Below are 21,449 nucleotides of genomic sequence, written 5' to 3'. Positions count from 1 at the left end.
ATTTTATTAACCGCATGATTTTAAATGAAATTAAATTTACTTGCTATTTGAGTGTAAAAAATGGTTTGATGAAAAAAACCAACTAATGGCGAAATTAACCATGAATGATGGCATTGATAACATCTTAGGTGAAGCTAATAGCTTTATTGAAGTGCTGGAGCAGGCTTCTCAAGTTGCACCTTTAACCAAGCCTGTACTGATTATTGGCGAACGAGGCACCGGTAAAGAGCTGATTGCTCATCGCCTTCACTATTTATCCAAACGATGGCAAGGGCCGTTTATTTCTCTTAACTGTGCTGCGCTGAGTGATACCTTGCTAGATTCAGAACTCTTTGGTCATGAAGCGGGAGCCTTTACCGGTGCACAAAAAAGACATTTGGGGCGTTTTGAACGTGCTGACGGCGGTACATTGTTTCTCGATGAGTTAGCTAACGCCCCCATGTTGGTTCAGGAAAAATTACTACGGGTCATTGAATACGGTCAATTAGAACGGGTCGGCGGAACTCAACCGTTAAAGGTGAATGTGCGTCTGGTGTGCGCGACCAATGAAAACTTACCGGCGATGGCCAAAGCGGGAAAGTTCCGCGCAGACCTGCTGGATCGACTGGCATTTGATGTTATTAATTTACCGCCGTTGCGTGAACGGCGACAGGATATTATGTTACTGGCAAACAATTTTGCCATTCAAATGTGCAGTGAATTAGAGTTGCCATTCTTCCCTGGATTTACCGTTCAGGCCATTGACGTGCTGATGAACTATGACTGGCCAGGTAATATTCGTGAGCTGAAAAACGTGGTTGAACGTTCAGTCTATCGCCATGGGGAAAATGAGGCTCCGCTGGATAATATTATTATCGATCCTTTTGTCCGCCCTTCATCTACTCATAGTCAATATGACCCATCGCCAATACCAGAAGCCAAACATCACGTTGATTTACCGGCTTTTCCGATGGATTTAAAGCAATGGTTATCAGAGCAAGAGCAGTTAATGATCGTCAAAGCACTGGAGCAATCACAATATAACCAACGTCAGGCGGCTAAACTACTTGGGTTAAGTTATCACCAACTAAGAGGGATGTTACGCAAATCAGAGATGAATAAACTGACATAGCTGAACAGTATTTCGACATCTTTCGCACAATTTATATTCTCTGCTTCGCTTAAGCCATGCTAAGGATTGGGATGATGGCTATACTCCTGTATAATCGCCAACTTGAATAGAATAAAAAAGAACTCTTTATATATGCGTATGCGTGGTTTAAAAATATGGGCGTTGATATGTGCTGGTTTAATGATGCCAGTATGTGCGCCATCGGCTAAAACGCAAACGGCTCCGGCGTCTCCTGTCGAGACGACATCCGCTGTTCCGATAACGGCAACACCACTGACGAATATCAATCAAAGTGGCTTTGTGTACTGCGTTAACGGTGTTGTTGATAGCTTTAACCCACAAATTGCTAACGGTGGCGTACTGGTAGATACCATTTCCGCTCAGCTGTATGACCGGCTATTAGATGTTGATCCTTATACCTATCGTTTAATTCCCGAATTGGCGGAGCGCTGGGAAACACTGAATGATGGAGCAACCTATCGTTTCTATTTACGTAAAGATGTGCCTTTTCAAACCACCGCCTGGTTTACGCCAACGCGAAACCTGAATGCTGATGATGTGGTTTTCAGCTTCAGTCGTATTTTTAATCAAGAAGCGCCCTATCATGCCGTTAACGGTGGCCGTTACCCCTATTTTGATAGTATGCAATTTTCAGATGCGGTAAAAAGTATTCGTAAAATTAACGATTACACCGTAGAGATCCAACTTTATAAGCCAGATGCTTCTTTTTTATGGCACTTAGCCACACATTATGCCCCAGTACTGTCAGCTGAATACGCTCAAAATTTAACCCGGAATGGTATCCAAGAGAACATCGATCGCCAACCAGTCGGCTCTGGCCCTTTTTTGTTAAATGAATATCATCCGGGACAGTTTATCCGTTTATACCGTAATGAAAGCTACTGGCGTGGGTCACCTAAGATGCAGCAGGTGGTGATTGATCTGGGCGCTGGGGGAACAGGTCGTTTATCCAAACTGTTGACCGGTGAATGTGATGTTTTAGCCTATCCGGCCGCGAGCCAGCTTTCTATTTTACGTGACGATCCACGTTTGCGTATCTCGTTACGCAGCGGTATGAATGTGGCCTATTTAGCATTTAACACCAGTAAACCACCGTTGAATGATGTTCGTGTTCGTCATGCCATTGCGTTGGCCATCAATAATCCCCGACTCATGCAATCGATCTATTACGGTACCGCAGAAACTGCGTCATCTATTCTCCCCAGAACATCGTGGGCTTATGACAATGAATCGACGATTACTGAATATGATATCGAAAAAGCGAAACAGCTCTTACAAGAAGCCAATGTTACTGACCTTCGGTTACATCTATGGGTACCAACGGCATCTCAAGCTTATAATCCGAGTCCGATGAAAATGGCCGAATTGATCCAAGCCGACTTAGCGCGTATCAATATTAAAGTCACGATTGTACCCGTTGAGGGGCGTTTTCAGGAAATGCATCTGAGCGATGATGAACATGATCTGACGTTAACCGGATGGGCAACGGACAGTAACGATCCAGATAGTTTTTTCCGACCGCTGCTCAGCTGCGCCGGTATTGATTCACAAACTAACTATGCCCGGTGGTGTAATCCAGAATTCGATCGTCTCTTAACTGAAGGCGTTACTTCACAAGATCTTGCCGTAAGGATAGAAACTTACCAGCAGGCACAAAAAATTCTGGCGCAGGAAATTCCTGTTTTACCGTTGGCCTCTTCCCTTCGTATACAGGCTTACCGCTATGATATTAAGGGGTTGGTATTGAGTCCGTTAGGTAATATTTCCTTTGCGGATGTTTACCGTGAAAAACCAGAGAGTAATCGCAAATGATTATCTATCTTCTCAGACGATTACTGCTATCGCTCGTTACGCTGCTGATTTTAACCGTTGTGAGCTTCAGCATTTCTTATTATCCCTCTAACGCACCACTAAGCGGTGCCGGTTTATTTGAAGCTTATAGCTTTTATATATCAGATTTACTTCACGGTGAATTTGGCACATCGGTTATTAACGGGCAGGATATCGGTGAGCAACTAAAAATTGTTTTTCCAGCTACGCTTGAACTCTGTTTTTTTGCATTTATTATCGCGTTAGGGTTGGGGACGCCTCTCGGTATTGCCGCCGCCATGACCAAAAGTAAATGGCCGGATCGTATTATAACTTCGGTTTCCCTATTAGGTTTTTCTATTCCGATTTTCTGGCTAGCGCTGTTATTGATGTTATTTTTCTCTCTAAACCTTGAGTTATTACCAGTATCAGGACGCTACGATCTTCTCTATCAGATTCAACCAGTCACTGGCGTAGCACTTATTGATGCATGGTTATCTGATTCCCCTTATCGTGAACAAATCATGATAAGCGTGGTGCAGCACTTAATTTTACCGGTCATTACGCTGGCCGTTGCACCAACGACAGAAGTGATTCGCCTGACACGTCAAAGCGTGATTCAGATTATTGGCCAAAATTTTATTAAAGCGGCCGCGACCCGTGGTTTATCACGACTTATCATTATTCGTCGTCACGTATTGCACAACATCCTCCCCATCGTCATTCCCCAACTGACTTTACAGTTCTCCACCATGTTGGCATTGGCAATGATTACTGAATCCGTGTTTAACTGGCCGGGCCTTGGTCGTTGGCTGATTATTGCTATTCGTCAGCAGGATTTTGCCGTTATCTCTGCGGGGATTATGGTAATGGGTAGCCTGACAATTGTTGTAAACCTGATTGCCGATATTTTCAGTGCCATGACTAATCCATTTAAAAATAAGGAGTGGTATGCTTTCAGATAACGTATACCGCGAAAAGAAAATGCCCAGTGCTTTGAGCCATATCTGGCAGAATATTCATCGGGATATTTTAGCCATGGTTGGGCTGTATGGCGTATTGCTACTCATTGTCCTGTGTTTATTTGGTCATTTGATTGCGCCCTACCAACTCGACCAACAATTCCTTGGTTATCAGTTACTGCCCCCATCTTGGTCTCGTCATGGGGATGTCTCCTTCTTTTTAGGCACTGACGATCTCGGACGTGACATCCTCAGCCGTTTATTAAATGGTGCGGCTCCTACGTTTGGCTCCGCCTTACTCGTCACGTTGGCAGCGGCGATATGCGGTACTATTTTGGGCGTTCTGGCGGGCGTATCTCGTGGCTTACGCTCTGCAATACTTAACCATATTCTGGATGCTTTGCTGGCAATTCCATCCCTATTATTGGCAATTATTGTGGTGGCATTTATTGGCCCGCGTTTAGAACATGCGATGTTTGCCATATGGCTGGCACTGTTACCACGTATAGTTCATACCATATATCGAACCGTTCATGATGAGCTTGAAAAGGAATATGTCATTGCAGCCCGTCTGGATGGTGCATCAACAGCATATATCTTATGGAATGGCCTGTTGCCGAATATCGCACCGGTGTTAGTCACCGAATTCACTCGTTCACTCTCTATGGCCATTATGGATATTGCTGCTCTGGGATTTCTTAATCTGGGGGCTCAACTTCCCTCTCCTGAATGGGGAGCGATGTTAGGTGATTCCCTTGAGCTGATCTACGTCGCACCGTGGAGCGTAATGCTACCCGGCGCATCAATTATGATTTGCGTTCTGCTGGTTAATATCCTGGGTGACGGGCTTTACCGCGCTATTTCTACGGGTGATGAATAATGCCTTTATTAGATATTCGTAACCTTACCATTGAGTTTATGACCCCTGAAGGCCCGGTTAAAGCGGTTGATCGCGTTAGTTTAACCCTGACTGAAGGCGAAATTCGTGGTTTAGTGGGTGAATCAGGTTCTGGAAAAAGTTTAATCGCCAAAGCGATTTGTGGCATCAGTAAAGACAACTGGCGCATCACTGCCGATCGTTTCCGTTTTGACGACATTGATTTACTGAAACTCACACCCCGCGAACGTAGAAAGCTCGTCGGTCATAATGTTTCGATGATTTTTCAGGAGCCTCAATCTTGTTTGGATCCTTCTGAAAAAATTGGTCGTCAACTGATACAGGTCATTCCCGGTTGGACTTATAAAGGACGTTGGTGGCAGCGTTTTAACTGGCGTAAACATCGGGTTATTGAGCTACTACATCGCGTGGGAATTAAAGACCATAAAGATATTATGCGTAGCTACCCTTATGAAATAACTGAAGGTGAATGTCAAAAGGTAATGATTGCCATTGCCCTTGCTAATCAGCCTAGGTTATTGATCGCCGATGAACCAACTAATGCCATGGAGGCAACGACTCAGGCGCAAATATTTCGCCTGCTGGCGCGGATGAACCAAAATAACAATACGACTATTTTGCTGATTAGCCACGATTTACAGATGATGAGTAAATGGGCTACCCGCATTAATGTGATGTACTGTGGTCAAACGGTAGAAAGTGCGTTATGTGATGAATTACTGACGGCCCCTCATCATCCTTATACGCAGGCCTTAATTCGTGCAATGCCCGACTTTGGTCGAGCACTACCCCATAAAAGTCGATTAAATACTCTGTCAGGCGTTATCCCGTCCCTTGAACATTTACCAATTGGCTGTCGTTTAGGTCCACGATGTCCCTATGCTCAGAAAAAATGCATAGAAACGCCTCGTCTCAGGGATATTAAAGGCCATAAGTTTGCCTGCCATTTTCCTCTTAATCTGGAGGAGCCATCCTGATGAACACCTTACTTGAAGTACGTAATTTATCAAAAACCTTTCATTTTAGGACGGGGCTGTTCCGTCCTCATGAGCTGGAAGCCGTAAAACCCGTTAGCTTCATACTAAGGGAAAAGCAGACGCTAGCCATCATCGGTGAAAATGGTTCAGGTAAATCAACGCTGGCCAAAATGATTTCCGGTATGATTAAACCAACGTCCGGAGAGATGATTATTGATGACCATAAGCTGGAGTTTGGTGATTATGGTTATCGTAGCCAACATATCCGGATGATTTTCCAAGATCCTAATACTTCATTTAATCCCCGACAGCGCATTGGCCAATTGCTGGATATTCCTCTGAGGCTTAATACTGACCTTGAAGCTTCCGAACGAGAAAAACAGATTAATTTGACGTTACGTCAGGTTGGTTTACTACCCGATCATGCTTATTACTATCCACAAATGCTGGCCTCTGGACAAAAGCAACGTGTAGCGTTAGCCAGGGCGTTGATACTTCAACCTAAAATTATTATCGCTGATGAGGCCTTGGCTTCATTGGATATGTCGCTACGTTCTCAATTAATCAATTTGATGATGGAGTTACAGGAAAAACACGGCATATCCTATATTTATGTGAGCCAGCATTTAGGCATGGTGAAACACATTAGCGATCAGCTATTAGTCATGCAAAATGGCGAAGTGGTTGAGCGAGGCAATACCGCTGAAGTTATTGCCTCTCCCCTACATGAGATTACTCGACGAATGATTAACAGCCACTTTACGGAAACGCTAACGGCGGATCATTGGCGGAAAGATATTTCTGAAATTTAGCGGTATGAAATATAACCAATAAAATACCGGCAAATCATTTTATTATTTGCCTATTTAATAACACTGATCGGAGCAGTATGACAAAGGTGCACTAACTTTGCTTATTGCATGTTAGAATTGCTCCGTTTTTTTAACAATGGCCGTTCCGGATTGGTTCCGACGACCACAAATTGACTACAAGGATTATAGCTATGGGTTTTCTGACCGGTAAGCGTATTCTGGTTACTGGCGTTGCTAGTAACCGTTCTATTGCCTTTGGTATCGCGCAAGCAATGAAACGCGAAGGGGCTGAGCTGGCTTTAACTTATCAGAACGACAGACTGAAATCCCGCGTGGAAGAGTTTGCCGCGGAATTAGGCAGCAATATCGTATTACCTTGTGATGTTGCTGAAGATGAAAGCATCACTGAGCTATTCGTTGAATTAGCCAAAGTGTGGCCTAAGTTTGATGGTCTGGTTCACTCAATTGGTTTTGCGCCAGGCGATCAATTAGACGGTGACTACGTTAATGCGGTAACCCGTGACGGTTTTAAAATTGCTCACGATATCAGCTCTTACAGCTTTGTTGCTTTGGCCAAAGCGTGTCGTAGCATGTTGAATCCTGACTCAGCATTACTGACATTGTCTTATTTAGGTGCCGAGCGCGCTATTCCTAACTATAACGTTATGGGATTAGCCAAAGCTTCTCTGGAAGCTAACGTACGCTATATGGCAAATGCAATGGGACCAGAAGGTGTTCGTGTTAACGCCATTTCTGCCGGCCCTATCCGCACATTAGCTGCTTCCGGCATCAAAGACTTCAAAAAGATGTTGTCACATTGTGAAGCCGTTACGCCAATCCGTCGTACCGTGACTATCGAAGATGTCGGTAACTCTGCTGCCTTCCTGTGTTCAAATCTGGCTGCCGGCGTTAGCGGTGAAGTTCTGCACGTTGATGGTGGTTTCAGTATTGCCGCAATGAACGAGCTTGAACTGAAATAAGTTTGTTGAACTCAGGCTTACGATCGGTATTCACGTAAGCCTGGGCTTTTCTCAAGACCCTCCTAAACTACAAATAACGGCACAGATACGCCGTACATTCACAAACCTGCACGTTAAACTCACTTTTGGCCGGAACATGGAATGATTCACCTGCCGTAAAAATGGTCCATTCTGTTGAGCCCGGTAATAATACGTTTAAAGACCCGGTAATCACGGTCATCTCTTCAGGTTGCGCCGTACTAAAATTGTACTCTCCCGCCTCCATAACCCCAATGCTGGAAAGACCGATACTTCCATTTTCGAAGCCAATAGATTTCACTTTACCTGCAAAGTATTCATTTACATTAAGCATAATTTGGCACCTGATATGAGTGATAAAATAGAACCTTTATATTAGAAATATCAGTGTATTATTGTCACAAGGAAAACCCAAGTTTGTGAGCTAAAGCTGATAATCATTTGTTATTTACACCTTCATGACCATCATGACATACCAATTAATTGTGGTAAACAACAGGATAAGCCTTGCTCCTCACTAACCTTTTGTGTAAAACAACCCATTATAAAATGACTTATTCACTCATAGCATTCCGAGATATATGTTTCAAAATAACCCGCTGCTAGCGCAGCTTAAACAGCAACTTCACGCGAATACTCCCCGGGTTGAGGGCACAGTCAAAGGTACAGAGAAAGGGTTTGGCTTTCTTGAGGTTGATAGCCAGAAAAGCTACTTCATCCCACCGCCACAAATGAAGAAGGTCATGCATGGTGACCGTATCTCCGCTAGCATTCATACTGAAAAGGATCGTGAATTAGTGGAACCTGAAGAGCTGATTGAGCCTTTTCTCACTCGCTTTATTGGCCGGGTTCAACAAAAGAACGGACGTTTATTTATCGTTCCCGATCATCCTTTGATAAAAGATGTTATTCCCTGTAAACCGGCCAAACATCTCACTCAGCCTCTTAACCAAGGAGATTGGGTAGTCGCCGAAATGAGCAGCCATCCTCTAACCGGCGATCGTGGTTTTAATGCCTTAGTTACTGAGTATATTACTTTTAGTGATGACCATCTGGCTCCTTGGTGGGTGACATTGTCACGTCATCAGTTAGATCGTAAAGCGCCCGAATGGCAACCAAGTGAAATACAGGATGAGGGCATTACACGACGTGATTTAACTGCTTTCAACTTTATTACTATTGATAGCGAATCAACAGAAGATATGGATGATGCGCTATTCGCTGAACAATTAGATAACGATAAATTAAAACTGTTCATCGCGATAGCCGATCCAACGGCTTATATTACTCCTGGTAGCGAGCTTGATGTTATTGCATTAAAACGTGCATTTACCAATTACCTACCCGGCTTTAACGTACCCATGCTGCCAAGGGAGTTATCAGATAATCTCTGTTCCCTACTGCCTAATGAGCGTCGTCCGGCCTTAGTCTGTGAAGTTGTTTTAGCCGCTGACGGTGCTATCTGTGGTGAAATAGAGTTCTTCAGCGCATGGGTTATGTCGAAAGGTAAATTGGATTATGACAAGTTATCTGACTGGCTAGAGGAAAGCGGAACATGGCAGCCGGAAAACGAACAAACCAAACAGCAGATTCAACTATTACATCAAATGGCATTACACCGTATCGCATGGCGTACTGAGCATGCCTTGATGTTTAAAGAACGCCCGGATTATCGCTTTGTTCTGGGTGAAAAAGGTGAAGTGCTGGATATTATTACCGAACACCGCCGTATTGCTAATCGTATCGTTGAAGAAGCGATGATCGTTGCCAATATTTGCGCTGCTCGGGTGCTAAAAGAACGTTTAGGCTATGGCATTTTTAACGTCCATGCTGGTTTTGATCCTACACTAGTAGAACAAGCCATTAACGTATTGCAACTTAATGGCGCTGAGTTCAACAAAGAAGAGATTCTGACCCTTGATGGTTTCTGTAAGTTGCGTCGTTTCCTAGACACTCAGCCAACCTCTTATCTGGATAGTCGGGTACGAAAATATCAGACCTATGCAGAAATCAGCACAACGCCAGGACCTCATTTTGGTTTGGGTCTTGATGCTTATGCGACCTGGACTTCACCAATCCGCAAATACGGCGATATTATCAATCATCGTTTACTTAAAGCGCTTATCCATGGTGCCCCATCAACGATGCCGGATGAAGGCGTGATGCAACCTTTAACCGAGCGCCGGCGTTTTAACCGTATGGCTGAACGTGATGTGAGTGATTGGCTGTATGCACGATTCTTACAGGATAAAGCCGGTACCGATCAGCGTTATTTGGCTGAAATTTTGGATATCTCACGCGGTGGTATGCGTATTAAGCTGTTAGAAAATGGCGCCGTGGCTTTTATCCCTGCACCATTTATTCATGCGGTACGTGATGAGTTGGTATGCAGTGCTGAAACAGGTACTATTCAGCTTAAAGGTGAGGTTATTTATCGTCAGGGCGATACGCTGGAAGTGGTTCTTGCCGAAGTTCGTATTGAAACACGCAGCATTATTGCTCGGCCTGTCCCGTCCTTGGCCTGACAATTAGTCCGTCTTATCATGCGTTCTGTTGCTATCATTTCAGAACGCATGACTGATTATTCTTTATCCATTCCATTAAAGAGGTTATAACATTACTCAGCCCTAATACTTCATACGACCACAGGAACATTATTATGTCGATTACTTCACTGAGCGTACGTATTCCCGCCGCCTTAAAAGCAAAACTCAAAGTTCAAGCTGAACACAACAATCATTCAATGAATGCGGAAATTATTAAACGGCTGGAAGAAAGCTTTGCCCAGGCTACACCCGTAGCTAAAGTTTCTCCTCTATCCGGTAATATTGAGCTCCCCATTACTGAAGTAACAAAAATCAAAAAAGTATTAAAAAAGGCCGTTAAAGAGCTGAAGAAAAAAAATCTTTAATACTAAGAAGAATATTATCTTGGTATCGGGTTATGGCGTATAAACGTCATTGCTATTTATCAATGCACTTTTTGAGCAGAATATAACCATCACTTATTTCGATAGGAATTGTTCTTGAATAGTGCATTGAGTTGATAAGCCGGTATCTAAAGAAATGAAATAGTCCTCACAAATAGATAATTACTGCAAAATTCAATAAACGTCAGGCTGATTAAGTTGCAATATAATAAAAAAAACCCGCAATATGCGGGTTTTTAGCAACATCGATTATTGCTGATTACAGAGCAACAACGTCCGCCGCAGACGGGCCACGTGGGCTGTCTTGAATAGAAAATTCAACGTGCTGGCCTTCTGCCAGAGTTTTGAATCCATCATTAACGATTGCAGAGAAGTGAACGAAAACGTCCTTACTGCCATCAGTTGGAGTGATGAAGCCAAAACCTTTACTTTCGTTGAACCACTTAACGTGACCAGTTTTCTTAGACATTACAAAAATTCCTATTGATGTTTAACCTGCCAAAAGGCACGGAAGATCAGCATCTGTGGTTACTAGCATGGTAGACACTAAGAGAAGAACCGAAAATAAGTTAATCCGAGGATAATAACTCACTGGGGGAACTCTAAATTCAAAACGAATATTCAAAATGACATACCTGAAGTAACTCTATTTCACCGACCAAAGTCATTACCGCATATTCAATAAATTTAGGCAAGGTGTTTTCAGCAACACAATAAAAAGTTAGATCAAGTGCACATTATTTAATGTTCAGCCGCTTTATCGAAACGGTTAAGCAAATAAAATAATCACATTCTATTTTATTACCCACCATAATGAGACATTAATTCCATTAGCTAAGCTTATCTAGCCAGTCCATTATGCAATAAATGTTATTAGATGATAGAATGAATAATCTGTTTATAATATAAACTCATTTTTCTAAGTAAAACGACGTGAATACACTACCTTACCTTTCCGGATACCCTGAAAACCTTCAACAACAAGTGATGAAGCTGATAGAGCAGAAGACATTAGGGAATGTTCTACTCTCCCGTTATCCAGCCCCTCACGGTTATGTCACGGATAAAATGTTATATCAGTATGTGATAATAATAAAAAACGAGTATATGAAGAATGCTCAATTGGTAAACAAAGTTTGCTATGACAATAAAATTCATGTCATTAACCATGCTCTTGGAATGAATACCGCAATATCTCGCCTTCAGGGGAATAAATTAAAGGCAAAAGCAGAAATTCGAATATCTAACATTTTCAAATCATCCCCTGAAGCGCTATTAAAAATGATTGTAGTGCATGAACTCGCACATTTAAAAGAGAGGGAACATAATAAGAATTTCTATAACCTATGTTGTCATATGGAACCTGACTACCATCAGTTAGAGTTTGATACTCGCCTGTACCTGACTTATCTGGATAAATTTGGTCAGCTATATACTAATTAGTCGATAAGTTATTCTTCTTCTTCATCATCAAATGAGACAACAGAACGCTCACCTTGATGGTTAGCTCGAATTTCTTTAGCGACTAACGCGATAGCCTCTCCGCTGCTCATCCCTTCCGCCATCAATTGTTGAATACGTTCTACAGCATCTTGCTGCTCTTCGTGTCGAAGTGCCGGCGATCCGATTGTCATATAAATTTCACTTTTTTAAGGTAATGGAACATACCAGACATGAGTCAATAAACAATGCTGAATCACACCCATATTGATTAAATAATCATAGCGCAAAAATAATACCGTTGTATTATCTCACCTGTAGCATACTTATACTAGCCAGATAATCTAACTCTTATTGACTGACCTAACAATGAACGATGTTATTAACCGATTTGTCCAACGATTTCAAATGCAATTGCCACCATTGGCATCAGCGACTCAACATCAAAGACAAGCGGCTGTTTTGATTCCTGTCATCTGCGGTAATGAGCCGTCGCTATTGTTGACGCGTCGCTCATCTCAGTTGCGTAAGCATCCAGGTCAAGTTGCTTTTCCTGGTGGAGCCGCGGATGAAACCGATAGTTCTCTCAATATAACGGCTTTAAGAGAAGCCTATGAAGAAGTTGGTCTAAATCCAGACCGTGTTGATATTATTGGCCAACTTCCGCCATTGGATAGCATTAGTGGATTTCAGGTGACGCCTATCGTGGGTTTGCTACCTGATGGATTGCAGTTTAAACAGAATAAAAATGAAGTTGAAACACTGTTTGAAGTTCCTCTTGGTTACGTCCTCAACAAAGATAACTATCATTCAATAGAGATTATTCGCCGTAATAAACCATTACGCATCTATTTTATCTATTATGCAGATAACTTTATCTGGGGACTCACCGCCTCAATTCTTCAACGTCTGGCTACTCAGGTTCACGGATTTCTATAACCTTTTAAAATATAGCGATATAAATTAACTGGCTGTTTTATCTTAATAATTTTTTTGCCTCTTTAAAATTCACGATCTTCATCAAAGATCACACATTCTAATACACCATATTCATAGCTTATCACTGCACAAAAAGACTATAATTGCCCCATCGGCCAAGATGATATCTTGCTCAAGTAAAATCAAGCAGGCCAATTGACTAAAAAATGTCAGGCTATCGAACACACTGAGCCTTCATCTTTTAAGCCAGAAATGATGCAAATTTAATTCTATTGAGGAGTTTCATGTGATTAGCGTTTTCGACATGTTCAAAATTGGTATTGGTCCATCCAGTTCACATACCGTCGGTCCGATGAAAGCGGGCAAAGAGTTTGTCGATGATCTCTGTCATAACGAGTTACTCTCTTCCGTTGATCGTATTGCTGTAGATGTTTATGGTTCACTGTCTTTAACGGGCAAAGGCCACCATACAGATATCGCTATTATTATGGGATTAGCCGGTAACTTACCCGCCACTGTCGATATCGATACAATTCCTGCATTCATCCGTAGTGTAGAAGAAACTCAGCGTTTGCCGTTGGTTAATGGAAAACACGAAGTTGATTTCCCGCGCAATGGTGGCATGGTTTTCCACAGTGACAACCTGTCACTGCATGAAAATGGTATGAAAATTACCGCTTTTGCTGCCGATAAAGTAATTTATAGCAAAACCTATTACTCGATTGGCGGTGGTTTTATCGTTGATGAAGAAAATTTTGGCAAAGCATCGACAAATGAGGTTGCTGTCCCCTATCCATTCAAATCAGCAACAGCGTTGTTAGAGCTGTGTAAGCACCATGGTTTATCAATATCCGGTTTGGTGATGCAAAACGAGTTAGCCATGCACAACCAAAAAGAGATCGAAAATTACTTCTCTGCCGTTTGGCAAACCATGCGTGACTGTATCGATCGCGGTATGAATACTGAAGGTGTATTACCCGGCCCATTGCAGGTTCCACGCCGTGCCGCCCCGCTACGCCGTATGTTGGTATCTTCAGATAAGCTATCTAACGATCCGATGCACATTATTGATTGGGTGAATATGTTTGCTCTGGCCGTCAATGAAGAAAATGCCGCCGGAGGCCGTGTAGTTACAGCACCAACTAACGGTGCCTGCGGTATTATCCCTGCGGTGCTGGCCTACTATGATCAGTTTATTCAACCGGTTAGTCCGGAAGCATATATCCGCTATTTCCTGGCTTCAGGCGCTATCGGAACGCTTTATAAGATGAACGCCTCTATCTCTGGTGCTGAAGTGGGTTGTCAAGGTGAAGTTGGCGTTGCTTGCTCTATGGCTGCTGCTGGCTTAACTGAGTTATTGGGCGGTAGTCCACAACAGGTTTGTGATGCGGCAGAGATTGGTATGGAGCATAACCTAGGCTTAACCTGCGATCCGGTTGCTGGTCAGGTACAAGTTCCTTGTATTGAACGTAATGCGATTGCTTCCGTTAAGGCTATTAACTCCTCTCGTATGGCTCTACGTCGTACCAGTGAGCCACGGGTTTCATTGGATAAAGTCATCGAGACCATGTACGAAACGGGTAAAGATATGAACTCAAAATATCGAGAAACTTCTCGTGGAGGCTTGGCCATCAAGGTTGTTCACTGCGATTAATGCCTAAATTACTCCCTCTCTATCACGGGGAGGGAGTTTATATTCTGCTTCATTTACCGGTTTTGTTATCCACTTATCCATATCATCCTCTGTTTTACCGATTAAATCCCCTTTATCCATTGACAGTGCCTGATAAATCATTAGGTTAATAGTCTTATTTCAATCGGAGTCGTTAGTTTTGCCGACTGAATTTAGTTTTTTACACGGAGAAGAAGTTAATGCAGGAATATTTATTGCTTATATTGAATAAGGTGGGTGTTGAAGCAACGCCACTGATCATTTTAATTATTACCCTCACCCTGATTATATTGTTGTCCGTGATTATTCATCTGTTTCTTCACCATGTCATTCTCGGCAGCATGAAGAAAAGCGAAGCCAGAAACCATAAATTCTGGCGACAAATTTTAATCGATCATAATTTATTTGACCGCCTCTCATTTGTTCTACAGGGTATTATTGTCCACGTTATTTCATCACACTGGGTCGTGCAAGAGCCTGAAGTACTGGACATCATTCTACTTTGCGCACAGATATGGATTTTATTGTATGGCTTGCTTTCCCTGTTCGCCTTACTGGATACCTTGCTCAGCCTGTCCCATATGACCAAAGTCGCCAGTCAGTTACCGCTACGAGGAATTTTCCAGAGTATCAAACTGATTGCCGCTATTTTTATTGGTATTCTGATTATCTCTACCTTAATCGGTAAGTCGCCAACGCTGCTATTAAGCGGTTTAGGAGCCATGACCGCCGTACTAATGCTGGTATTTAAAGATCCTATATTGGGACTGGTCGCTGGAATTCAGTTATCCGCCAATAATATGCTAAAGATTGGCGACTGGCTGGAAATGCCTAAATACGGTGCTGATGGTGCAGTATTAGATATTGGTTTAACCACGGTAAAAGTCAGAAATTGGGATAATACGGTAACAACTATTCCGACCTATTCACTGATTTCTGATTCATTTAAAAACTGGCGTTCAATGTCAGAATCAGGTGGCCGCCGCATCAAGCGCAGCATTAAAATTGACGCTACCAGCGTACATTTCCTCTCTCTGGAAGAGCAAGAAAACCTGCAAAGCAGTCATTTACTTGAATCCTATATTGAACATAAAGTAAATGAAATAAGTCAATTTAATCATGAGCATCGTGTTGATTTATCTATTGCTATGAATGGGAGAAGATTAACCAATCTAGGGACATTACGGGCATATATTGGTGAATACCTAAAAGCGCATTCAGGTATCCATAAAAATATGACTTTGATGGTTCGTCAATTAGAAGCCGGCTCAGAAGGTATTCCACTGGAAATTTATGCCTTTACTAATACTGTAGCTTGGGTTGAGTATGAAGGTATCCAATCAGATATTTTTGATCATATCTACTCGATCATTCCACAGTTTGGATTGCGCCTGCATCAAACTCCGACCGGTAGCGATATGCGAGCAATGGTTGATCGATTAGCTTAACAATAAGAGAAAAAACGGGGCATCTAAAGTGCCCCGTTTTATTTTGCATCAGGAAATATTACTTCTGATAGAGACGAATATAAAAATCCGCCTCACAGTGAAATTCTGACATTTCTGCCAGTTGCTGGATCAACTGTTCTGATGCTTTCCAGGCAAAAGGGGTCATCTGTAGGAGATTGACGGCCTGCTCCCCAGAGAGAGTAAGGTTGTAACTTAAACGTTGTTGTTGAATACAGTGAAAGCCCTCGATCTGCTCTTCAATGTCTTCATGAGGCTGGGGCGTTTGGTAAATCAACCCTTTTAACTGGATCAAATGTCTCGGTGCCGGGGTCACTGCTACAATAAATCCACCAGATTTAATCACACGGCTGAGCTCTTGTGCTTTACAGGGGGCATAAATGCGTAATACGCCGTCCATTGAGTCATCAGCAAATGGTAAACGATGACTGGATGCAACACAGAAAGAAGCGGCAGGATAGCGTTTAGCGGCTGCTCGGATGGCACCTTTGGCGATATCCAGGCCATGCACCTGAACGGTGTGATGACTTGACAAATTCTCAGCCAAAAATCCGGTGTAATACCCTTCACCACAGCCAATATCCAACAGCCTCTTAGTATTCTGATGATCGGACAGAGATTTATCCAATAGTGAATAAATCGCATCGCGCAGGGGCTGATAATATCCAGCATCAAGAAACTGGCGTCTGGCCTGCATCATCATTTGATTATCGCCAGGATTTTTTGATTTCTTATGTTGGACCGGCATGAGGTTCACATACCCCTCTTTCGCACGGTCGAACTGATGATGATTACTACAACACCATACCCGATCGTCCAATTGCAATGAATGATGACAAATAGGACATTGATATAGCATGGGAGGATCCTGATGAAAAATAGTGACTACCGGGGAAACCAGCGAAGAAAATTTTATGAAGGAAAGTATAACATTAAAGCAGCAATTTTTGAGAGGTGTGTTAATTGTGATTTAACACATAATTTTATGCAGAAACTTTAATTAATCCTTTCCTCCATGTGGTTGCTTAAAAACTAAAAAGCAATAACGTCCGTTGCAAATGGACCTCTGGAGGTTCTATAAGTAGAAAATTCTACGTTTTGCCCTTCGGTCAATAATTTAGTTGAATTAGCGATGGAAGTGCGGTCAACGAAGACATCAGAACTACCATCCAGCGGTGCGATTAAGCCAACACCATGGTTTCTATCAAACCATTTTACCATTCCCATTCTTAGGGTCATAATTTGTACCTCTTAAATTTAGTTATATATCATTTTCCTTTACAGTTAGTTGGTTAGAACATCTGTACCTGGAATATCAGGTGTGCGTAAAAATGCCTGTGGTCCACAAAAAAACCCGCATCAGCGATGCGGGTTTTCTGTCACTAGAGTTAAGAAAGCCAAAGGCTTATCTTATTTATCTCTATAAACGTTTGCTGCTAATTACAGAGCAACAACGTTTGCAGCTGCTGGACCGCGTGGGCTGTCTTGAATGGTATATTCTACTTTCTGACCTTCAGCCAGAGTTTTGAAACCTTCACTAGCGATAGCAGAGAAGTGAACGAATACGTCTTTACCACCATCATCTTGCTCAATAAAACCAAAACCTTTGCTCTCATTGAACCATTTAACTTTGCCAGTTTTCTTGGACATCTTTACTTACCTTTAAATTAGTTAACCTGCCATACATCATAGGGTATAGGCATTATGGCCAGATTTTCAGAATCAATACTTATGGAGGCACTAAGAAGATGTTCGTCTAGTAAGCGAAATCAAAAGATAACGGCTTTTAAGAAGGAACTGCTTTACTCTAATGTCGTACATAAATAGGTCTGTAGCACAGGCCGGTTTACATTTACTCATAATGAACCAGATAACGCAAGCCTTTTCTCTCTCTTTTGGATAAAAGAACCAAACTGGTTCTTTTAACTGGTTATAATTTGATTAATAAAGAGATATTTCACCCGCCGGACGCGTCTTAAATCGACGATGTAGCCACATATATAATTCCGGCGCTTTCAGGATTTCCTTCTCAACGACTTTATTCATAAAGGTAGCAGCAGCCGTTGAATCGTCCATCGGAAACCCGGTTGGTGGTTCAGTGACTAACACGGTATATCCGCTACCATCCGCGTGTCGTTTTGGCGTAAATGGCAAAATAACAGGATCGGCCTGACGCATCAGAATACTGGTTCCAATCGTCGTTGCTGCTTGTGGTACGGCAAAGAATGGCGCAAATACGCTGTTACGTGGACCGTAATCGTGATCGGGGGCATACCAAAGGATTTCGCCTTTACGCAGTTCCCTAATCATGCCTTTGATATCATTACGGTCGATAAAGTATTTATTAGAACGACTACGGCCCCGAACCTGAACCCAATCCATTAATTTATTGTTGTGTGGTCGATAAACACCCACTCCAGGGTTGTACATACCATAAATGCGCCCCCCCAGTTCTAACGTCAGAAAATGAACGCCGACCAACAATACGCCTTTACCATTGGCTCGAATACGCGACATGATTTCAAGATTATCGACCTTACACCATTTTTTAATTCGGTTATCAGACCAGAACCAAGCCATGCCTGTTTCCAGCAATCCCATGCCTAATGATTCAAAATTCTCAACTAACAGCTTCTCCCTCTCCTCTTTACTTAAGTTGGGAAAGCAGAGTTCCAGATTACGACGAGCAATGTGCTGCCGGCGTTTTAAAAAACGCATAGACAATCGCCCTGTTCGAGAGCCAATAAAGTGAATTGCTGGGTAAGGTAGCTGAACTAAAAGATAAAGAGATATTATCCCAAACCAGGTTAGCCAGTATTTAGGTTTCAAAAAAGAATAATGAAACTCAGGCTGTTTAAATTTTGACATTCAGGTATTGCTTCTCTAGCTGCAAAGCAGCATTAATGGACAAGATAACTCATTGTTCAAACAGACATTAATTTACAGAAAAAACCGAAAATTAAAAAAATAGTTGAGACAATGTCAGACTTAATTAAGACAACAAGTTAATGATCAAGTTTTAGAGGTATAATTATTTATACAAAAAATAGATTGGATAAAAAATAAACTTATCCTGCGAATTATTTTCATTTACAATGTTGGCTATTTTTTGCGCATGGCGTTGTGTTAAAAATGTACGCACCATTAATTATATCTGATGAAATATCATTAACGATAACACCATGATACCTATTGACGCAGCTGGAAACAATACGTTAGCCATGGGAATACCGCTTACCAAACTCTTTTTAGCACCACCAAAAACAAGGGGTATTTCATCTCGAATATTGAAACCCAGTAAAGGCGCCACTGCAGTATTAATCATTAGTGCCATCGTTAACAATAATGATAAAAGATAATAATACTTAACAATGCACAACCATTTACCTGATTCCAGATCCCTTCAACGAACCCCTGACGATTTAAGCTCAAATTAAGTAATAGCATATTTTTTGAACAATGTTAGCTAATGATTTGCCATAACAAAATATAAATAAAATGATCGTTGCCACCCTTTTCTACTTTGCTTTATGACATAATCAAGCTCTTGCTTACGCCCGATCCTCATAGCGTATATTGACTATATATAATACATAGGATTTTGTAGAGAATGGCATCGATAGCATTAAAACCAATTAATGAAATTGCCCAGCAGTACGGCATCGCGCAGCAATATCTTATTCCATATGGCTCCAGTATAGCGAAAATCGACCCGATACTGATTAATCCTGATGCTGCCAAAGGTAAATTGGTACTGGTTTCCAGTATTACCCCAACGCCGTTGGGAGAAGGTAAAACGGTAACCACTATTGGTTTGAGTCAGGGGTTTAACTTTATTGGTAAACCCTGTATCGCCTGTATCCGTCAACCGAGCTTAGGGCCGGTATTCGGTGTAAAAGGCGGCGCAGCCGGTGGCGGTAAAGCTCAAGTTTTACCTATGGAAAAACTCAACCTGCATCTGACCGGTGATATTCATGCGATTACCGCGGCACATAATCTAGCCGCCGCGGCTTTAGATGCGCGTTTATACCATGAACAACGTTTAGGTGATCAATTCACGCCACAGACGGGTTTGCCAAGATTAAATATCGATATCAACCATATTTTATGGAAAAGAGTGGTTGACCATAACGATCGTGCTCTGCGTCATATTACTGTGGGTGTTGGTGGTGGCGTTAACGGTGTCGAACGTGCTGATGGCTATGATATCACTGCCGCATCAGAACTGATGGCCATTCTGGCGTTATCTGACGATCTCAAAGATATGCGTCAACGCATCAGCCATATTATTTTAGCTCATGATATTCATGGCGCCCCTATTACCGCAGAGCAGCTTGAAGTTGCCGGGGCCATGACAGTATTGATGAAAGATGCTATTCAACCTACCCTAATGCAAACCAGTGAGAACACGCCTGTTCTGATTCATGCTGGTCCATTTGCTAACATTGCACACGGTAACTCTTCCGTTATTGCTGACAGAATAGCTCTGCAACAGGCTGATTATGTGATTACCGAAGCGGGTTTTGGCTCTGATATGGGGATGGAGAAATTCTTCAATATCAAATACCGCCAGTCTGGTATTAAACCTTCCTGCGTAGTTTTAGTCGCTACCTTACGCAGCTTGAAAACCAATAGCGGTAAATTTGATATCAAACCAGGTCAGCCTTTACCGCCAGAAATTGCCGAGAGCAACGTTGAATTGCTGGCGTTAGGCTGCCAGAACTTAAGCTGGCACATAGCCAATGCCAAACGTTATGGCTTACCGGTAATTGTGGCCATTAACCGTTTCCCTACTGATTCAACTGAAGAGTTGGACTATTTACGCCAGTATGCCTTGTCCTGTGGAGCTGAAGGCGTAGAGATCAGCGACGCGTTCAGCGCAGGTGGAGCGGGTACCGCTAAACTGGCGCAAGCTGTTATGGCGGCTTGTGAAAAACCAAGTGATGTTAACCTGCTCTATCCTGATGAAGTATCCCTGATCGAAAAAGTTGAGGCACTAGTCAATACCTATGGTGCCAAGCAAGCTATTTTGACGAAACAAGCAACTGAGCAGTTATCCGCTCTGGAAAAAGCCGGATTTGGCCATTTACCCCTGTGTATTGCCAAAACTCCGCTCTCGATTAGTGCCGATCCGGCATTAAAAAATGTACCAAAAGATTTCACCGTCACGATTTCATCATTCAAGGTTTCTGCCGGTGCTGGTTTTATTCGAGCCTATGCAGGTAACATTATGACCATGCCAGGACTGGGAACCTTACCGGCTTATCGTCATATTGATATTGATGATGCTGGCAATATTGTCGGTCTGAGTTAGGTAGGTGATTTAACTCTATTGAGGTAAATACCAATAACCCTACATTTACAGTGTTGTGATTAAGCCGCCAATTATTGATAATATGGCGGCTTCTTTTCTTT

Annotated in this window: 22 protein-coding genes; 14 read left to right on the top strand and 8 right to left on the bottom strand. The window is 42.4% G+C overall.

The annotated features are described in order from the left end of the window. The first annotated feature begins 85 nt into the window (after nucleotides 1–85). The 7 genes from pspF (at nucleotide 86) to fabI (ending at nucleotide 7,570) form a co-directional block, all read left to right on the top strand. Nucleotides 86–1,111, top strand: coding sequence for a phage shock protein operon transcriptional activator (pspF, locus tag EL341_RS08545; protein WP_373876056.1), 1,026 nt, complete (start codon nucleotides 86–88; stop codon nucleotides 1,109–1,111). Between the two features lie 138 nt (nucleotides 1,112–1,249). After that, nucleotides 1,250–2,944: an ABC transporter substrate-binding protein SapA gene (gene sapA / locus EL341_RS08540; RefSeq protein ID WP_074823142.1), complete on the top strand. Its 1,695-nt coding sequence runs from the start codon at nucleotides 1,250–1,252 to the stop codon at nucleotides 2,942–2,944. Beyond that, nucleotides 2,941–3,906 (top strand): putrescine export ABC transporter permease SapB, encoded by a 966-nt coding sequence (gene sapB, locus EL341_RS08535; RefSeq protein ID WP_047780997.1) that lies wholly within the window; start codon nucleotides 2,941–2,943, stop codon nucleotides 3,904–3,906. The genes sapA and sapB overlap by 4 nt, the downstream gene beginning before the upstream one ends. Further along, nucleotides 3,893–4,783: a putrescine export ABC transporter permease SapC gene (sapC, locus tag EL341_RS08530; protein WP_047780996.1), complete on the top strand. Its 891-nt coding sequence runs from the start codon at nucleotides 3,893–3,895 to the stop codon at nucleotides 4,781–4,783. Before sapB ends, sapC begins: the two co-directional genes overlap by 14 nt. Further along, complete coding sequence (gene sapD / locus EL341_RS08525) at nucleotides 4,783–5,778, top strand: putrescine export ABC transporter ATP-binding protein SapD (RefSeq protein WP_074822890.1); 996 nt, start codon at nucleotides 4,783–4,785, stop codon at nucleotides 5,776–5,778. Before sapC ends, sapD begins: the two co-directional genes overlap by 1 nt. Beyond that, entirely contained in the window at nucleotides 5,775–6,590 is an 816-nt protein-coding gene (gene sapF / locus EL341_RS08520) for a putrescine export ABC transporter ATP-binding protein SapF (protein ID WP_126467561.1), read from the top strand. Before sapD ends, sapF begins: the two co-directional genes overlap by 4 nt. Before the next feature lie 191 nt (nucleotides 6,591–6,781). Then, nucleotides 6,782–7,570, top strand: a complete 789-nt coding sequence (gene fabI, locus EL341_RS08515; protein WP_047780993.1) for an enoyl-ACP reductase FabI — start codon at nucleotides 6,782–6,784, stop codon at nucleotides 7,568–7,570. 67 nt (nucleotides 7,571–7,637) lie between these two features. On the opposite strand, the gene ppnP is transcribed toward fabI, so the two are convergent. Then, complete coding sequence (ppnP, locus tag EL341_RS08510) at nucleotides 7,638–7,922, bottom strand: pyrimidine/purine nucleoside phosphorylase (protein WP_047780992.1); 285 nt, start codon at nucleotides 7,920–7,922, stop codon at nucleotides 7,638–7,640. 247 nt (nucleotides 7,923–8,169) lie between these two features. On the opposite strand from ppnP, the gene EL341_RS08505 reads away from it, so the two are divergent. Next, on the top strand, nucleotides 8,170–10,113 hold the full coding sequence (locus EL341_RS08505; protein ID WP_126467559.1) for an exoribonuclease II: 1,944 nt from the start codon (nucleotides 8,170–8,172) through the stop codon (nucleotides 10,111–10,113). A gap of 134 nt (nucleotides 10,114–10,247) precedes the next feature. Continuing rightward, nucleotides 10,248–10,499: an Arc family DNA-binding protein gene (locus EL341_RS08500; RefSeq protein WP_047780990.1), complete on the top strand. Its 252-nt coding sequence runs from the start codon at nucleotides 10,248–10,250 to the stop codon at nucleotides 10,497–10,499. Nucleotides 10,500–10,776: 277 nt separating this feature from the next. Here EL341_RS08500 and cspE (EL341_RS08495) read toward each other — a convergent pair whose 3' ends face one another. After that, complete coding sequence (gene cspE, locus EL341_RS08495; RefSeq protein WP_047780989.1) at nucleotides 10,777–10,986, bottom strand: transcription antiterminator/RNA stability regulator CspE; 210 nt, start codon at nucleotides 10,984–10,986, stop codon at nucleotides 10,777–10,779. Nucleotides 10,987–11,450: 464 nt separating this feature from the next. Between cspE (EL341_RS08495) and EL341_RS08490 the strand changes: the two genes are divergently transcribed. Continuing rightward, nucleotides 11,451–11,960 carry a M48 metallopeptidase family protein gene (locus EL341_RS08490; RefSeq protein WP_114986608.1) on the top strand — a complete coding sequence of 170 codons (510 nt, stop codon included), beginning with the start codon at nucleotides 11,451–11,453 and terminating at the stop codon, nucleotides 11,958–11,960. Between the two features lie 8 nt (nucleotides 11,961–11,968). Here the strand turns inward: EL341_RS08490 and EL341_RS08485 are convergent, their stop codons facing one another. Further along, complete coding sequence (locus EL341_RS08485) at nucleotides 11,969–12,151, bottom strand: YoaH family protein (protein ID WP_047780987.1); 183 nt, start codon at nucleotides 12,149–12,151, stop codon at nucleotides 11,969–11,971. A 214-nt stretch (nucleotides 12,152–12,365) separates the two neighbouring features. Between EL341_RS08485 and EL341_RS08480 the strand changes: the two genes are divergently transcribed. The 3 genes from EL341_RS08480 to EL341_RS08470 all read left to right on the top strand — a co-directional run bounded on the left by EL341_RS08480 (nucleotide 12,366) and on the right by EL341_RS08470 (nucleotide 16,016). Then, nucleotides 12,366–12,896, top strand: a complete 531-nt coding sequence (locus tag EL341_RS08480) for a CoA pyrophosphatase (protein ID WP_232036593.1) — start codon at nucleotides 12,366–12,368, stop codon at nucleotides 12,894–12,896. A gap of 286 nt (nucleotides 12,897–13,182) precedes the next feature. Beyond that, the gene (locus EL341_RS08475) at nucleotides 13,183–14,550 is read left to right on the top strand and encodes an L-serine ammonia-lyase (protein ID WP_126467557.1); all 1,368 of its coding nucleotides are present in this window, start codon (nucleotides 13,183–13,185) and stop codon (nucleotides 14,548–14,550) included. A 218-nt stretch (nucleotides 14,551–14,768) separates the two neighbouring features. Continuing rightward, complete coding sequence (locus EL341_RS08470; protein ID WP_047780984.1) at nucleotides 14,769–16,016, top strand: mechanosensitive ion channel family protein; 1,248 nt, start codon at nucleotides 14,769–14,771, stop codon at nucleotides 16,014–16,016. A gap of 58 nt (nucleotides 16,017–16,074) precedes the next feature. On the opposite strand, the gene rlmA is transcribed toward EL341_RS08470, so the two are convergent. The 5 genes from rlmA to EL341_RS08445 form a co-directional block, all read right to left on the bottom strand. Beyond that, complete coding sequence (gene rlmA, locus EL341_RS08465; RefSeq protein WP_047780983.1) at nucleotides 16,075–16,893, bottom strand: 23S rRNA (guanine(745)-N(1))-methyltransferase; 819 nt, start codon at nucleotides 16,891–16,893, stop codon at nucleotides 16,075–16,077. A gap of 173 nt (nucleotides 16,894–17,066) precedes the next feature. After that, nucleotides 17,067–17,273, bottom strand: coding sequence for a cold-shock protein (locus EL341_RS08460; protein WP_047780982.1), 207 nt, complete (start codon nucleotides 17,271–17,273; stop codon nucleotides 17,067–17,069). Nucleotides 17,274–17,474: 201 nt separating this feature from the next. Continuing rightward, on the bottom strand, nucleotides 17,475–17,684 hold the full coding sequence (gene cspE / locus EL341_RS08455; RefSeq protein WP_047780981.1) for a transcription antiterminator/RNA stability regulator CspE: 210 nt from the start codon (nucleotides 17,682–17,684) through the stop codon (nucleotides 17,475–17,477). A 291-nt stretch (nucleotides 17,685–17,975) separates the two neighbouring features. After that, nucleotides 17,976–18,902 carry a Kdo(2)-lipid IV(A) acyltransferase gene (locus EL341_RS08450; RefSeq protein WP_047780980.1) on the bottom strand — a complete coding sequence of 309 codons (927 nt, stop codon included), beginning with the start codon at nucleotides 18,900–18,902 and terminating at the stop codon, nucleotides 17,976–17,978. Between the two features lie 280 nt (nucleotides 18,903–19,182). After that, nucleotides 19,183–19,359 (bottom strand): bile acid:sodium symporter, encoded by a 177-nt coding sequence (locus EL341_RS08445; protein WP_408634894.1) that lies wholly within the window; start codon nucleotides 19,357–19,359, stop codon nucleotides 19,183–19,185. 285 nt (nucleotides 19,360–19,644) lie between these two features. On the opposite strand from EL341_RS08445, the gene EL341_RS08440 reads away from it, so the two are divergent. Beyond that, a complete protein-coding gene (locus EL341_RS08440) occupies nucleotides 19,645–21,348 on the top strand; it encodes a formate--tetrahydrofolate ligase (protein WP_074822905.1) in 1,704 nt (567 codons plus the stop codon). The last annotated feature ends 101 nt before the right edge of the window (nucleotides 21,349–21,449 follow it).

It is taken from the genome of Pragia fontium (genome assembly GCF_900638655.1).
Lineage (GTDB): Bacteria > Pseudomonadota > Gammaproteobacteria > Enterobacterales > Enterobacteriaceae > Pragia > Pragia fontium.
The sequence above is the reverse complement of the archived record's forward strand: the minus strand, read 5'-3'. Positions and strand labels throughout refer to the sequence as shown.

Coding starts and splice junctions, on each gene's coding strand:
- pspF (WP_373876056.1), top strand. CDS start 86: ATGGCGAAATTAACCATGAATGATGGCATTGATAACATCTTAGGTGAA.
- sapA (WP_074823142.1), top strand. CDS start 1,250: ATGCGTGGTTTAAAAATATGGGCGTTGATATGTGCTGGTTTAATGATG.
- sapB (WP_047780997.1), top strand. CDS start 2,941: ATGATTATCTATCTTCTCAGACGATTACTGCTATCGCTCGTTACGCTG.
- sapC (WP_047780996.1), top strand. CDS start 3,893: ATGCTTTCAGATAACGTATACCGCGAAAAGAAAATGCCCAGTGCTTTG.
- sapD (WP_074822890.1), top strand. CDS start 4,783: ATGCCTTTATTAGATATTCGTAACCTTACCATTGAGTTTATGACCCCT.
- fabI (WP_047780993.1), top strand. CDS start 6,782: ATGGGTTTTCTGACCGGTAAGCGTATTCTGGTTACTGGCGTTGCTAGT.
- ppnP (WP_047780992.1), bottom strand. CDS start 7,922: ATGCTTAATGTAAATGAATACTTTGCAGGTAAAGTGAAATCTATTGGC.
- EL341_RS08505 (WP_126467559.1), top strand. CDS start 8,170: ATGTTTCAAAATAACCCGCTGCTAGCGCAGCTTAAACAGCAACTTCAC.
- EL341_RS08500 (WP_047780990.1), top strand. CDS start 10,248: ATGTCGATTACTTCACTGAGCGTACGTATTCCCGCCGCCTTAAAAGCA.
- cspE (WP_047780989.1), bottom strand. CDS start 10,986: ATGTCTAAGAAAACTGGTCACGTTAAGTGGTTCAACGAAAGTAAAGGT.
- EL341_RS08485 (WP_047780987.1), bottom strand. CDS start 12,151: ATGACAATCGGATCGCCGGCACTTCGACACGAAGAGCAGCAAGATGCT.
- EL341_RS08480 (WP_232036593.1), top strand. CDS start 12,366: ATGCAATTGCCACCATTGGCATCAGCGACTCAACATCAAAGACAAGCG.
- EL341_RS08470 (WP_047780984.1), top strand. CDS start 14,769: ATGCAGGAATATTTATTGCTTATATTGAATAAGGTGGGTGTTGAAGCA.
- rlmA (WP_047780983.1), bottom strand. CDS start 16,893: ATGCTATATCAATGTCCTATTTGTCATCATTCATTGCAATTGGACGAT.
- EL341_RS08460 (WP_047780982.1), bottom strand. CDS start 17,273: ATGACCCTAAGAATGGGAATGGTAAAATGGTTTGATAGAAACCATGGT.
- cspE (WP_047780981.1), bottom strand. CDS start 17,684: ATGTCCAAGAAAACTGGCAAAGTTAAATGGTTCAATGAGAGCAAAGGT.
- EL341_RS08450 (WP_047780980.1), bottom strand. CDS start 18,902: ATGTCAAAATTTAAACAGCCTGAGTTTCATTATTCTTTTTTGAAACCT.
- EL341_RS08445 (WP_408634894.1), bottom strand. CDS start 19,359: ATGATTAATACTGCAGTGGCGCCTTTACTGGGTTTCAATATTCGAGAT.
- EL341_RS08440 (WP_074822905.1), top strand. CDS start 19,645: ATGGCATCGATAGCATTAAAACCAATTAATGAAATTGCCCAGCAGTAC.